This window comes from Klebsiella sp. C283 (assembly GCF_048822555.1).
Taxonomy (GTDB): domain Bacteria; phylum Pseudomonadota; class Gammaproteobacteria; order Enterobacterales; family Enterobacteriaceae; genus Klebsiella; species Klebsiella quasipneumoniae.
Genome location: NZ_JBMEZS010000004.1, coordinates 62,326 through 75,670, shown reverse-complemented (window position 1 = coordinate 75,670; position 13,345 = coordinate 62,326). Strand labels below are relative to the sequence as shown.

At 57.6% G+C, this 13,345-nt stretch carries 11 protein-coding genes; 9 read left to right on the top strand and 2 right to left on the bottom strand.

Annotated elements, in window-relative coordinates; translation table 11 throughout:
* The first annotated feature begins 447 nt into the window (after positions 1-447).
* The 5 genes from ACOI7Z_RS08585 (at position 448) to otsA (ending at position 6,347) form a co-directional block, all read left to right on the top strand.
* Complete coding sequence (locus tag ACOI7Z_RS08585; protein WP_087849354.1) at positions 448-1,428, top strand: arabinose ABC transporter substrate-binding protein; 981 nt, start codon at positions 448-450, stop codon at positions 1,426-1,428.
* Between the two features lie 60 nt (positions 1,429-1,488).
* The gene (araG, locus tag ACOI7Z_RS08580; RefSeq protein ID WP_032453398.1) at positions 1,489-3,003 is read left to right on the top strand and encodes an L-arabinose ABC transporter ATP-binding protein AraG; all 1,515 of its coding nucleotides are present in this window, start codon (positions 1,489-1,491) and stop codon (positions 3,001-3,003) included.
* Positions 3,004-3,017: 14 nt separating this feature from the next.
* Entirely contained in the window at positions 3,018-3,998 is a 981-nt protein-coding gene (gene araH / locus ACOI7Z_RS08575; protein WP_023290266.1) for an L-arabinose ABC transporter permease AraH, read from the top strand.
* Positions 3,999-4,159: 161 nt separating this feature from the next.
* On the top strand, positions 4,160-4,948 hold the full coding sequence (gene otsB / locus ACOI7Z_RS08570) for a trehalose-phosphatase (RefSeq protein WP_086075582.1): 789 nt from the start codon (positions 4,160-4,162) through the stop codon (positions 4,946-4,948).
* Positions 4,923-6,347: an alpha,alpha-trehalose-phosphate synthase gene (gene otsA / locus ACOI7Z_RS08565; protein ID WP_032453397.1), complete on the top strand. Its 1,425-nt coding sequence runs from the start codon at positions 4,923-4,925 to the stop codon at positions 6,345-6,347. Before otsB ends, otsA begins: the two co-directional genes overlap by 26 nt.
* Positions 6,348-6,370: 23 nt before the next feature.
* Here the strand turns inward: otsA and uspC are convergent, their stop codons facing one another.
* On the bottom strand, positions 6,371-6,799 hold the full coding sequence (gene uspC, locus ACOI7Z_RS08560) for a universal stress protein UspC (protein ID WP_004203433.1): 429 nt from the start codon (positions 6,797-6,799) through the stop codon (positions 6,371-6,373).
* A 356-nt stretch (positions 6,800-7,155) separates the two neighbouring features.
* On the opposite strand from uspC, the gene ACOI7Z_RS08555 reads away from it, so the two are divergent.
* Together ACOI7Z_RS08555 and ACOI7Z_RS08550 are read left to right on the top strand one after the other, a co-directional pair.
* Positions 7,156-8,739: an MFS transporter gene (locus ACOI7Z_RS08555; RefSeq protein WP_087849349.1), complete on the top strand. Its 1,584-nt coding sequence runs from the start codon at positions 7,156-7,158 to the stop codon at positions 8,737-8,739.
* 4 nt (positions 8,740-8,743) lie between these two features.
* Positions 8,744-9,883, top strand: a complete 1,140-nt coding sequence (locus ACOI7Z_RS08550) for a glycoside hydrolase family 88/105 protein (protein WP_044523994.1) — start codon at positions 8,744-8,746, stop codon at positions 9,881-9,883.
* Positions 9,884-9,943: 60 nt separating this feature from the next.
* Here ACOI7Z_RS08550 and argS read toward each other — a convergent pair whose 3' ends face one another.
* The gene (gene argS / locus ACOI7Z_RS08545; protein WP_087849348.1) at positions 9,944-11,677 is read right to left on the bottom strand and encodes an arginine--tRNA ligase; all 1,734 of its coding nucleotides are present in this window, start codon (positions 11,675-11,677) and stop codon (positions 9,944-9,946) included.
* Positions 11,678-11,913: 236 nt separating this feature from the next.
* On the opposite strand from argS, the gene ACOI7Z_RS08540 reads away from it, so the two are divergent.
* Together ACOI7Z_RS08540 and cutC are read left to right on the top strand one after the other, a co-directional pair.
* A complete protein-coding gene (locus ACOI7Z_RS08540; protein ID WP_023290260.1) occupies positions 11,914-12,483 on the top strand; it encodes a VOC family protein in 570 nt (189 codons plus the stop codon).
* A 76-nt stretch (positions 12,484-12,559) separates the two neighbouring features.
* A complete protein-coding gene (gene cutC, locus ACOI7Z_RS08535; protein ID WP_023290259.1) occupies positions 12,560-13,303 on the top strand; it encodes a copper homeostasis protein CutC in 744 nt (247 codons plus the stop codon).
* Positions 13,304-13,345 lie beyond the last annotated feature (42 nt).

Sequence of the window (13,345 nt, the reverse complement as noted above, 5' to 3'; positions counted from 1 at the left end):
TTACGCAAAAGATCCGTTTTATCGCGATATAAAACGGCCGATGCCGGACTGGCGACGCGCGTCTGCTGATCTTCAGCGCCGGCAGGCAGTTGACCGCCGCTGCGACCCCGTTAGCCACTGGATATAACAGTGCCGTAACCCTCTGTTAAACACCCTCTGACATCACAGGGATAACCCTGCTGGTGGTATAGATGATCCTGCTATTCGCCGGTTAAATTGTATGATAATTATGTCTTTTTTTATGTCTTTTTTTGCTAAATCTATGTACGCAATTACTGTAATTCCGCGATGTGATAATGCTCTCGTATGGAGAAATAATTTCCGGGTATTACTACTCTAACAACGGCAGTAGGGAATGTGATTTTTCTAATGCCTTGTTTTGATGCTGATAAAAAAGTTAATTCCGATTTTTCCCTACATGAAAGCGAATTAAAGCTGGAGTTTACCATGCACAAATTTACTAAAGCGCTGGCGGCCATTGGTCTTGCAGCGGTTATGTCACAATCAGCTATGGCGGAAAACCTGAAATTGGGTTTTCTGGTGAAACAGCCGGAAGAGCCATGGTTCCAGACCGAGTGGAAATTTGCTGATAAAGCAGGAAAAGATATAGGCTTTGACGTCATTAAAATTGCGGTGCCGGATGGTGAGAAAACCCTGAACGCCATCGATAGCCTGGCGGCCAGCGGCGCGAAGGGCTTTGTCATCTGTACCCCCGATCCTAAGCTCGGCTCGGCGATTGTCGCTAAGGCGCGCGGCTATGACATGAAGGTGATTACCGTCGATGACCAGTTCGTCAACGCCAAAGGTAAACCGATGGAGAGCGTGCCGCTGGTGATGATGGCGGCCAGCGAAATCGGCGCCCGCCAGGGGCAGGAGCTGTATAAAGAGATGCAGAAACGCGGCTGGGATGTCAAAGACACCGCGGTGATGGCCATCACCGCCGATGAGCTGGACACCGCCCGCCGTCGTACCACTGGTTCCATCGATGCCCTGAAGGCGGCCGGTTTCCCGGAGGCGCAAATCTACCGCGTTCCGACAAAATCTAACGATATCCCGGGGGCGTTTGACGCCGGTAACTCAATGCTGGTCCAGCACCCGCAGGTTAAACACTGGCTGATCGTTGGGATGAACGACAACACCGTGCTCGGCGGCGTGCGTGCCACTGAAGGCCAGGGCTTTAAAGCGCCGGATGTGATTGGCATTGGCATCAACGGTGTGGATGCCGTCAACGAACTGTCGAAGGCGCAGCCAACCGGTTTCTATGGCTCCCTGCTGCCAAGCCCGGATATTCATGGCTATAAAACCAGCGAAATGCTCTACAACTGGGTCACCAAGGGCGTTGAGCCGCCGAAGTTCACTGCGGTGACCGATGTGGTGCTGATTACCCGCGATAACTTCAAAGAAGAGCTGGCGAAAAAAGGGCTGTAACAGCCCGGTTGAACTGGCCCCCGCCGCGGCGGGGGCTGAGTGCAGAAGAGCGGAGTCGTTATGCAACAGTCTACCCCTTATCTCTCATTTCGCGGCATCACCATGACGTTCCCTGGCGTAAAGGCCTTGTCCGATATCAGTTTTGACTGCTACCCAGGACAGATCCACGCGCTGATGGGCGAAAATGGCGCAGGCAAATCGACGCTGCTGAAAATCCTCAGCGGTAACTACATCCCCACCGCGGGCCACCTGCAGATCGGCGGTCAGCAGATGGCGTTCACCAATACGATGGCGGCGCTCAACGCCGGCGTGGCGATTATCTATCAGGAACTGCATCTGATCCCGGAGATGACCGTCGCCGAAAATATCTATCTTGGCCAGCTGCCGCACAGAGGCGGCATCGTCAACCGCTCGCTGCTCAACTACGAGGCCCGCCTGCAGCTTGAGCATCTGGGGCTGGATATCGACCCGGAGACGCCGCTGAAGTATCTCTCCATTGGCCAGTGGCAGATGGTGGAGATTGCCAAAGCGCTGGCGCGTAACGCCAAAATTATCGCCTTCGATGAACCGACCAGTTCGCTCTCCGCCCGGGAGATCGACAACCTGTTTCGCGTTATCCGCGAGCTACGGGAGGAGGGGCGCGTCATCATCTATGTTTCACACCGGATGGAAGAAATTTTTGCCCTCAGCGATGCCATCACCGTCTTTAAAGATGGCCGCTACGTCTGCACCTTTGATGATATGCCGAGCGTCAGCCACGACGCGCTGGTTCAGGCGATGGTGGGACGCAATCTGGGGGATATCTACGGCTGGAAACCTCGCCCCTACGGCGAAGAGCGGCTGCGTCTGGAGGAGGTGAAGGCCCCGGGCGTACGCACGCCGGTCAGCCTCTCGGTGCGCAGTGGCGAAATCGTCGGCCTGTTTGGGCTGGTGGGCGCCGGGCGCAGCGAACTGATGAAAGGTCTGTTCGGCGGGACGCGGATCACCGGCGGTCAGGTGTATATCGATGGCCAGCCCGTCGACATTCGCAAACCGGCCCAGGCCATCCAGGCCGGGATGATGCTGTGCCCGGAAGATCGGAAAGCGGAGGGGATTATTCCGGTTCACTCCGTGCGCGACAACATCAATATCAGCGCCCGGCGCAAGCATATCCACGCCGGGTGCCTGATCAACAACGCCTGGGAGGCGGACAACGCCGATCAACATATCCAGTCGTTAAACATTAAAACGCCGGGCCCGGAACAGCTGATCATGAACCTGTCTGGCGGCAACCAGCAGAAAGCGATCCTGGGCCGCTGGCTGTCGGAAGAGATGAAGGTGATCCTGCTCGATGAGCCCACCCGCGGTATCGATGTCGGCGCCAAACATGAAATTTACAACGTGATATATGGCCTCGCCGCCTCCGGTGTCGCCGTGGTATTTGCCTCCAGCGACCTGCCGGAAGTGCTGGGCGTCGCCGACCGCATCGTGGTGATGCGTGAAGGGCAAGTCGCCGGCGAACTGCTGCATGAAGAAGCCAATGAACAGCAGGCGTTAAGCCTTGCGATGCCAAAAGTGAGTCAGGCTGTCGCCTGAGTAAGGAGTAAATGATGTCATCAGTGACTACGTCCGGCGCTACCCGCTCTGCCTTTAGCTTTGCCCGTATCTGGGATCAGTTTGGCATGCTGGTGGTGTTTGCGGTGCTGTTTATCGGCTGCGTAATTTTTGTGCCTAACTTTGCCTCATTCGTCAATATGAAGGGGCTGGGGCTGGCGATCTCGATGTCCGGGATGGTGGCCTGCGGTATGCTCTTCTGCCTGGCCTCCGGCGATTTCGACCTGTCGGTGGCGTCGGTTATCGCCTGTGCCGGGGTCACTACCGCGGTGGTGATTAACCTGAGCGAAAGCCTGTGGCTGGGGATTGCCGCCGGTCTGCTGCTGGGGGCGATCAGTGGCCTGGTCAACGGCTTTGTCATTGCCCGCCTGAAGATCAACGCCCTGATCACCACGCTGGCCACTATGCAGATTGTCCGCGGTCTGGCCTACATTATCTCCGACGGTAAAGCGGTGGGGATCGAAGATGAACGCTTCTTCACCCTCGGTTACGCTAACTGGTTTGGTCTGCCGGCGCCGATCTGGCTGACGGTCGCCTGCCTGGTGGTTTTCGGATTATTACTAAACAAAACCACCTTTGGCCGTAATACGCTGGCTATAGGCGGCAATGAAGAGGCGGCGCGTCTGGCCGGGGTTCCGGTGGTGCGCACCAAGATTATTATCTTTGTGCTCTCCGGTCTGGTATCGGCCGCGGCGGGGATCATTCTGGCGTCGCGGATGACCAGCGGCCAGCCGATGACCTCGATTGGCTATGAGCTGATTGTTATTTCGGCCTGTGTGCTGGGCGGGGTATCGCTGAAGGGCGGGATCGGCAAGATCTCCTACGTGGTGGCCGGGATCCTGATCCTCGGGACCGTGGAGAACGCGATGAACCTGCTGAACATCTCGCCGTTCTCACAATACGTCGTGCGCGGGGTCATCCTGCTGGCGGCGGTAATTTTTGACCGCTACAAACAAAAAGCCAAACGTGCGGCCTGATTTCAGGCATAACTTTTAAGTCTACAGAGTAATTACCGCCAGCGCCCGTTTCGCTGGCGGTATCTATCAAAAATGGCGAGGTTGGTCACACTGTCTATACTTACATGGCTAACATATAATTAACAACCAGCTTCGGCTGGCCATGATAAGGAGGAAACAGGGTGGATAACCAGATATCTGTACCGCCTGCGCTAACCGGAAACTACGCTTTTTTCTTTGACCTCGACGGTACTCTTGCCGATATCCAGCCGCACCCCGATCAGGTGGTGATACCCGACAACACGCTGCAGGCGCTCAACGCGCTGGCCCGGCAGCAGGGCGGGGCGGTGGCATTGATTTCAGGGCGCTCAATGTCTGAACTTGACGCGCTAACCCATCCCTGGCAGCTACCGCTGGCCGGTGTTCACGGGGCTGAACGCCGTGATATCAATGGTAAAACCTATATTGTCTCTCTGCCGTCGGCTCTGCGCGATGAAATCGCGGCTGAGCTGACCTCGGCATTGCAGGCGCTCCCCGGGTGCGAGCTGGAGAGTAAAGAGATGGCCTTCGCGCTCCACTACCGCCAGGCGCCGCAGCAGCAGAGCGCGGTGCTGGAGCTGGCGCAGCGCATCGTTCAGCGCTACCCGCTGCTGGCGCTACAGCTTGGCAAGTGCGTAGTGGAGATTAAACCCCGCGGTGTCAACAAAGGGGAGGCGATCACCGCCTTCATGCAGGAAGCGCCGTTTGCAGGTCGCGAACCGGTTTTTGTCGGCGATGATTTGACCGACGAAGCGGGATTCAGCGTGGTTAATCAACTGCAGGGAATGTCGATAAAAGTGGGCGCCGGGGAAACCCAGGCGCACTGGCGGTTGGCGGATGCCGCCGCCGTAAGGACGTGGTTGCAACATCTGGCGTATGACGCGCAAACCGAAAGGAGGGATGACCATGAGTCGTTTAGTCGTAGTCTCTAACCGTATCGCCTTACCGGACGATAAAAAATCGAGCGCTGGCGGTCTGGCCGTCGGCATCCTGGGGGCACTGAAAGCGGCAGGGGGTCTGTGGTTTGGCTGGAGCGGCGAAATTGGCGATGACCAGCAACCGCTGAAGCAGGTCTCCCGCGGAAATATTTCATGGGCGTCGTTCAACCTTAATGAACGTGACCATGATGAATACTACAACCAGTTCTCTAATGCCGTGCTGTGGCCGGCCTTCCATTATCGTCTTGATCTGGTCAGCTTCCAGCGCGAAGCCTGGGAGGGATATCAGCGAGTTAACGCCATGCTGGCGGACAAGCTTCTGCCGCTGATCGAACCAGACGATACGCTGTGGATCCATGATTACCATCTGCTGCCCTTCGCCAGCGAACTGCGCAAGCGTGGGGTCAACAACCGAATCGGCTTCTTTTTGCATATTCCGTTCCCGACGCCGGAGATTTTTAACGCGCTACCGCCGCACGCTGAGCTGCTGGAGCAATTGTGCGATTACGACCTGCTGGGCTTCCAGACCGAAAGCGACAGAACCGCATTTCTTGACAGCATTGCCATGCAGACCCGACTCTCCGACCTCGGAGACAAACGCTATCAGGCGTGGGGTAAGGCGTTCAGCACCGAGGTTTATCCGATAGGGATCGATCCGGACGAGATTACGCGCAACGCCAAAGGTCCGCTGCCGCCGAAGCTGGTCCAGCTGAAAAACGAGCTCAAAAACGTGAAGAATATCTTCTCGGTGGAGCGGCTTGACTACTCGAAAGGATTGCCGGAGCGGTTCCTCGCCTATGAGACGCTGCTCGAAAAGTATCCTCAGCATCACGGCAAGATCCGTTATACCCAGATCGCACCGACCTCCCGCGGCGATGTGCAGGCCTATCAGGATATCCGCCACCAGCTGGAAACCGCATCCGGGCGCATCAACGGCCAGTTTGGCCAGCTTGGCTGGACTCCGCTCTACTATCTGAACCAGCATTTTGACCGTAAGCTGCTGATGAAGGTCTTCCGCTACTCTGACGTCGGCCTGGTGACGCCCCTGCGCGATGGTATGAACCTCGTGGCGAAGGAGTACGTGGCGGCGCAGGATCCGGATAACCCTGGCGTACTGGTCCTGTCGCAGTTTGCCGGCGCGGCGCAGGAGCTGACCAGCGCCCTGATCGTCAACCCCTACGATCGCGACGAGGTTGCCGCCGCGCTGGATCGCGCCCTTAGCATGCCGCTGGCGGAACGTATTGCCCGTCATTCTGCGATGCTGGACGTGATCAGAGAAAATGATATTCATAACTGGCAGGCGCGCTTTGTCGACGATCTGCAGCATATTTCACCGCGCAGTGAGGAGAGCCGCCTGCGGGGGAAGATAGCCACGTTCCCTAAACTGGCCTAGTTCAGGAAAAGGGCTAACCGGCGTTAGCCCTTTTCAAGGGAAACCAGCAGGACATCGACGCCGCAGCTGCCGACGATATTTTTCGCCGAGCAGGTGGCGCGCGAAAAAAGGGAATGGTTATGATTGCCGCAGATCACCAGATCGACCTGGTGCGACCGGCAGAAGTCCTTAATATGATGGCCCAGTTCGCCGCAGGCGATGGTCATTTTCTCTATCGGGTAGTCCGCGTGACGCGCCAGCTCGTTGAGAAAATCACGCGTCTCTTCCTGCATCACCTCGCGCAGATTTTCCATCATCGGCGCAGCGAACTGGTTATACAGCTCCGGATCCGTGGCGAGGGTGATAAAGCTCACTTTCGCGTTCACGGGCCGGGCAATCGACACCGCTTTTTTAATTAATACCTGACTCTCCGGCGTTGGCGCGACGGCAACCAGCAGATGTGAATAAGGCATCTGGCCTCCTTGAGATACGCGGAATAACCCTTTCTTTCCTTCTTTCTTTACTCCTGTTTACCCGGCTGCGCAAGGGCCGATCCCGGGATTTGCGAGCCTCTTCGCCAGTCGGTGTTTTTCCGGCCAGATCACAATGGTGAACCTGTCTTTTGATTTAAAAGAAATGCTGTTTTATAAATGAGTGAAGTGAAGACGTCATCTCTTTGTCATTTTGCCACCGGCGGCGGTTGCGTGGCAAAAGCACAAAGGTAACGTCGTTTCGCTGCTTTTAGTGTAGCCAGGTACCCACTCCCTTCCGGTGGCAAATCCGGAAAGATTGTCGGCGTTCTCTTAAAAAAAGACACAGGATCACGGCGATGAAAACACGAAAGATTGGACTGGCTAACTACCTGGCCTACGGCGCGGGCGATTTTCTCGGCGCCGGCACCACGGCGCTAACCGCCGCATGGCTGCTCTACTTTTACACCACCTTCTGCGGACTCTCTCCGATAGAAGCCACGCTGATATTCGCTTCCGCCCGCGTACTGGATGCGGTGGTGAGCCCGCTGATGGGCTTTCTCACCGATAACTTCGGCACCACCTGGCTCGGCAAGCGCTTCGGCCGCAGAAAATTCTTTATTCTGCTCGGCATCCCGTGCGTATTCAGCTACTCGGCGATGTGGGTTGGCGAGATGGGCTTCTGGTACTACCTGCTCACCTATCTGCTGTTTGATATGGTCTACACCATGATTCTGGTGCCCTACGAGACGCTGGTGCCGGAGATGACCGATGACTTTAAACAGAAAACCAAATTCTCCGGCGCGCGCATCTCAATGGCGCAAATGTCGGCGATTTTAGCCTCCTTTCTGCCGGGGATCCTCCTTACCTGGCTCGGCAAAGACAATGCCAGCTCGTTCTTTTATGCCAGTCTGGTGTTCTCGGTCCTGTGCGCGGTGATGCTGACCTTCGTCTGGTGTTTCACCTGGGAGCGTCCGCGTGAGGCCTGGTCAGAGGCGGCGCTGCGGGCGGAAGCGGAAAAACAGAACTTAACCCTCGCCCAGAGCCTCAATCGCCTGGTGATTGAGCTGAGCTCCACGCTGCGGATAAAAATTTTCCGCCAGCACCTCGGCATGTATCTGGGGGGCTATATCGCCCAGGACGTCTTCAATGCCGTGTTCACCTATTACGTGGTCTTTGTTCTGATGCAGGAGGCCTCTGTCGCCTCGAATCTGCTGGGGACGATGGCGATTTTCCAGTTTATCGCCGTGATCGCCATGATCCCGCTGTGCATTCGCTTTGGCCCCGCGCCGTCGTACCGCATGGTGGTGGTCCTCTTTGGCCTGAGCTCGCTCTCCTATGCGCTGCTCTATTACGCCGGACTGAGCGACGTCTATTCGTTATTGCTGCTCATCTCTGCTGTCGCCGGACTGGGACGCGGCGGGATTAACTACGTACCGTGGAATACCTACACCTATATTGCCGACGTCGACGAAGCGATCACCGGCCAGCGCCGGGAGGGGATTTTTGCCGGCATCATGACGCTGACCCGCAAAGCCTCGCAGGCGGGGGCGGTGATGCTGGTGGGCATCATCATGCAGCTGTCGGGGTTTGTCTCCGGGCAAAAAATACAGCCTGAAGGGGTCAGCCATACCATTTTGCTGATCCTCAGCGTCGGCACGCTGGTGGTCTTAGCCTGCGGCTTCCTCGTTTCGCTGCGCTTCAAACTCAATCTGCATACCCACAGAGTCCTGCGCAGCGAAACCCTAAGAATGCGCGAAAGCGGTCACGCCCAGCCGGAACTGACCAGTGCGGAACACCGCGCGGTCGTCGAGATGCTGGCGGGGATGCCCTACGACTGCCTGTGGGGAAATAACAATATTGGCTACCTGAATCGTCATAAACCTGCTGCCCCGGCGCTCACCCAGGGCGGCGCTTTGAATTCGACATATACCCGAGGTTAACAACATGAAAGTTTGGCCGGTCAAACATAGCCCATTACTCTGTCAGCCTGAGCGTTTTATCGCCCGTAGCGAACTGCAGGCGCTCATCCGCAACGTGACGCAAAACCTGGTGAATATTAAGGATGAGAGCGGGCAATTTTTACTGCGCCTGGATGACGGGCGCGTTATTGATACCAAAGGCTGGGCCGGCTGGGAGTGGACCCACGGCGTCGGGCTGTATGGCATCTATCAGTATTATCAGCAAACCGGCGATCTCGAGATGCGCGATATCATTGACCGCTGGTTTGCCGACCGTTTCGCCGAGGGGGCAACGACCAAAAACGTCAACACCATGGCGCCGTTCCTGACCCTGGCCTGTCGCTTTGAAGAGACCGGATGTAAGGCGTATCTGCCGTGGCTGGAGAGCTGGGCGGAGTGGGCAATGTATGAGATGCCGCGTACCGAGCAGGGCGGCATGCAGCACATCACCCTGGCGGAAGAAAACCACCAGCAAATGTGGGATGACACCCTGATGATGACCGTGTTGCCGTTAGCCAAAATTGGCAAGCTGCTTCACCGTCCGCAGTATGTGGAGGAGGCGACCTATCAGTTCCTGCTCCACGTGCAGAACCTGATGGACCGGGAAACCGGGCTGTGGTTTCACGGCTGGAGCTATGACGGTCGGCATAATTTTGCCCGGGCGCGCTGGGCGCGGGGCAACAGCTGGCTCACTATGGTGATCCCGGATTTTCTTGAGTTAGTGGATCTCCCGGAAGGGAATGCGGTACGGCGCTATCTGACCGAGGTGCTGAACGCGCAAATTGCCGCCTTAGCGAAATGTCAGGACGACAGCGGCCTGTGGCATACCCTGCTGGACGACCCGCACTCTTATCCAGAGGCCTCGGCGACCGCCGGCTTTGCCTACGGCATACTCAAAGCGGTGCGCAAGCGATATGTCGGGCAGCACTATGCCGGGGTGGCTGAAAAAGCGATTCGCGGAATTGTGCAGAATATTTCGCCGCAGGGGGAACTGCTGCAGACTTCCTTTGGCACAGGAATGGGGTCAGACCTCGATTTCTATCGCCAGATCCCGCTCACCTCGATGCCCTACGGCCAGGCGATGGCGATCCTCTGTCTGACCGAGTATCTGCGCAAATATTTCTGAGCAGGAGACCCCGCAGGCGCGGCGCCTGAAAAAACTAACCCGGCTTTCGCCGGGTTGGTTTTACATACGCTCGACGGTTTCAATACCGAGGGTATCAAGACCCAGCTTGAGGGTTTTCGCCGTCAGCAGCGCCAGCTTCAGGCGGCTGTTGCGGGTCGCTTCGCTTTCCGCGCTGAGGATCGGGCAGTGCTCGTAGAAACCGGAGAACAGGCCCGCCAGATCGTAGAGGTAGGCGCACATCACGTGCGGCGTCCCTTCGCGAGCGACCACGGAGAGGGTCTCTTCAAACTGCAGCAGGCGCGCGGCCAGCTGGGCTTCGCGATCTTCCGCAATCACCACCGGCGCGTCGGTGAGGGCGTTTTCGTCAATGCCGGCTTTGCGGAACACGGAGAGCACGCGGGTATAGGCATACTGCATATACGGCGCGGTGTTGCCTTCGAACGCCAGCATATTATCCCAGTCGAAAACGTAGTCGGTGGTGCGGTTTTTCGACAGGTCGGCGTATTTCACCGCGCCGATACCCACCACTTTCGCCAGATTTTCCAGCTCATCAGCGGACATCTCCGGGTTCTTCTCGGACACCAGGCGACGTGCGCGCTCCAGCGCTTCGTCCAGCAGATCCGCCAGCTTCACGGTGCCGCCGGCGCGGGTTTTAAACGGCTTGCCGTCTTTACCCAGCATCATGCCGAACATATGGTGTTCCAGCGGCACGGAGTCCGGCACATAGCCTGCTTTACGCACGATGGTCCACGCCTGCATCAAGTGCTGGTGCTGACGGGAGTCGATGTAGTAGAGCACTCGGTCGGCGTGCAGTGTTTCATAGCGATACTTCGCACAGGCGATATCGGTGGTGGTATAGAGGTAGCCGCCATCCTTTTTCTGGATGATGACGCCCATCGGTTCGCCTTCCTTGTTTTTATACTCATCAAGGAACACCACGGTGGCGCCTTCGCTCTCGACGGCCAGCCCTTTGGCTTTCAGATCGGCGACGATCCCCGGCAGCATCGGGTTGTACAGGCTTTCGCCCATCACGTCATCGCGGGTCAGCGTCACATTCAGGCGATCGTAGGTGATCTGGTTCTGCGACATGGTGATGTCCACCAGCTTACGCCACATCTGCAGGAAGTACTCATCGCCGCCCTGCAGCTTAACCACGTAGCTGCGCGCGCGCTCGGCGAAGGCTTCGTCTTCGTCGTAGTGTTTTTTCGCTTCGCGATAAAAACCTTCGAGGTCGGCCAGGGCCATCTCGCCGGCGTTTTCCTGCTGCTGTTTTTCCAGATACGCGATCAGCATGCCGAACTGGGTGCCCCAGTCGCCGACGTGGTTGGCGCGGATCACCTTATGGCCCAGGAACTCCAGGGTACGGACCGAGGCATCGCCAATGATGGTCGAACGCAGATGGCCGACGTGCATCTCTTTCGCCACGTTTGGCGCCGAGTAGTCGACGACGATGGTCTGTACCTGCGGCGTGGCGACGCCCAGGCGTTCTGACTGCAGCGCGCGGTTGACGTTGTCCGCCAGGAACGCGGGGTCGAGGAAAATATTGATAAAGCCCGGCCCGGCGATTTCAACCTTGCTGGCAATGCCGTTGAGGTCAAGATGAGACAGTACCTGCTCTGCAAGTTGTCGCGGCGCCATGCCCAGCTTTTTGGCGACAGCCATCACGCCGTTGGCCTGATAGTCACCGAACTGAACTTTTGCTGACTGGCGGACCTGAGGTTCGCAATCGGCAGGCGCGCCTGCCGCGATCAGGGCCTGGCTGACTTTTTCTGAGAGAAGAGCCTGAATATTCACCGGAATACCTTACGTGTAATGCGCCAGCCCCCGAGGGAGGCGGCGCCGGAATGTGGACAAATTAGGGCGGGAGTATACTGCATTTGTCCCCGTCCGTCAGCATCGCGCGCGGCCCGGCGGCATGGGCAATCCATCGTCGGTCGGTCACGCAGCGGCAGGGTGACGGTTGGTCCGCGGCCTAAAACACGGTAGATTAGCCTTTTTATTAATGATGAACATAAGTGACGAGCAAACCCATGGCGAACTGGCAGCAGATTGAACAACTGGCCGATATTACGGCGGATCTCCCGCGATTTTCCGATGCGCTACAGCGCTTCGCTGCGCGACTGGGACTGGAGATCGGCGGACTCGACGCCGACCATATCTCCCTGCGCTGTCATCAGAACGCCACCGCGGAGCGCTGGCGCAGTGGGCTGGCGCAGTGCGGAACCCTGCTGTCGGAGAATATGATCAACGGTCGGCCTATCTGCCTGTTTAAACTGGCGGAGCCGGTCTGCGTGGCGCACTGGCGCTTTCATATCGTTGAGCTGCCGTGGCCGGGTGAAAAGCGTTATCCCCATGAAGGCTGGGAGCATATCGAAATTGTCCTGCCCGGCGATCCGGCTACCTTAAATGCCCGCGCTCTGGCGCTGCTGGCCGATGACGGACTCAGCCAGCCGGGGATCGTCGTCAAAACCAGCTCGCCGAAAGGGGAACATGAGCGTCTGCCGAATCCCACCCTGGCGGTCACCGACGGCAGCGTGACGGTCAAATTTCACCCATGGTCTATTGAACAAATCGTCGCCAGCGAGCAAGCCGATACGTAACAGTGTGAAGCCGCGCGGCGTCTGCCGCGTGAAATCATGACATGCTGAGAAGGTTGTCTGGATCAGGGAGTGAGCAATGGCGGTACTGGAAGTTTGTTGTTACAGCATGGCGTGCGCCCGGGAGGCTGAGCGCTGCGGCGCCGATCGTATTGAACTCTGCGCCGCGCCGCAGGAAGGGGGACTAACACCCTCTTACGGGGTGCTGGTCTCGGTCCGCGAGGCGATTACCCTCCCGGTGCATCCGATTATCCGCCCGCGCGGCGGCGATTTCTGCTACACCGAAGAGGAGTTCGCCGCGATGCTTGGCGATATCCGCATGGTGCGGGAGCTCGGCTTTCCCGGGCTGGTGACCGGCGTGCTGAATGCCGATGGTCAGGTCGATATCCCGCGGATGAAAAAAATAATGGCCGCGGCCGGGCCGCTGGCGGTGACCTTTCATCGCGCGTTCGATCTGTGCGCCGACCCGCGTCAGGCCTGGGAGACGCTGGGTGAGCTGGGGGTTAAACGTATCCTGACTTCCGGTCAGCAATCCTCGGCGGAGAAAGGTATTTCATTAATTACGGAACTTATTGCCGCAGGGGATACTCCAATCATTATGGCCGGTGCGGGAGTGCGCGCCGCGAACCTGCCGCTGTTTCTGCAGGCGGGGGTGAAAGAGGTTCATAGCTCTGCAGGCCAGTGGTTGCCATCGGAAATGCGCTTTCGTCATCCAGGCGTTTCGATGTCAGCCGATCCCGATGCGGACGAATACAGACGCTACGCCGTCAATGGCGCAGCGGTGGCGGAGATGAAAAAGATAATTTCCGCTGACAGAAGTTAAACGGTTTTTGCTGCACATCATGTCGCCCAATATGATGATTGC

What these genes read in the sequence shown, in the direction of transcription:
- ACOI7Z_RS08585 (WP_087849354.1), top strand. Translation starts at nt 448, where the DNA reads ATGCACAAATTTACTAAAGCGCTGGCGGCCATTGGTCTTGCAGCGGTT.
- araG (WP_032453398.1), top strand. Translation starts at nt 1,489, where the DNA reads ATGCAACAGTCTACCCCTTATCTCTCATTTCGCGGCATCACCATGACG.
- araH (WP_023290266.1), top strand. Translation starts at nt 3,018, where the DNA reads ATGTCATCAGTGACTACGTCCGGCGCTACCCGCTCTGCCTTTAGCTTT.
- otsA (WP_032453397.1), top strand. Translation starts at nt 4,923, where the DNA reads ATGAGTCGTTTAGTCGTAGTCTCTAACCGTATCGCCTTACCGGACGAT.
- uspC (WP_004203433.1), bottom strand. Translation starts at nt 6,799, where the DNA reads ATGCCTTATTCACATCTGCTGGTTGCCGTCGCGCCAACGCCGGAGAGT.
- ACOI7Z_RS08555 (WP_087849349.1), top strand. Translation starts at nt 7,156, where the DNA reads ATGAAAACACGAAAGATTGGACTGGCTAACTACCTGGCCTACGGCGCG.
- ACOI7Z_RS08550 (WP_044523994.1), top strand. Translation starts at nt 8,744, where the DNA reads ATGAAAGTTTGGCCGGTCAAACATAGCCCATTACTCTGTCAGCCTGAG.
- ACOI7Z_RS08540 (WP_023290260.1), top strand. Translation starts at nt 11,914, where the DNA reads ATGGCGAACTGGCAGCAGATTGAACAACTGGCCGATATTACGGCGGAT.
- cutC (WP_023290259.1), top strand. Translation starts at nt 12,560, where the DNA reads ATGGCGGTACTGGAAGTTTGTTGTTACAGCATGGCGTGCGCCCGGGAG.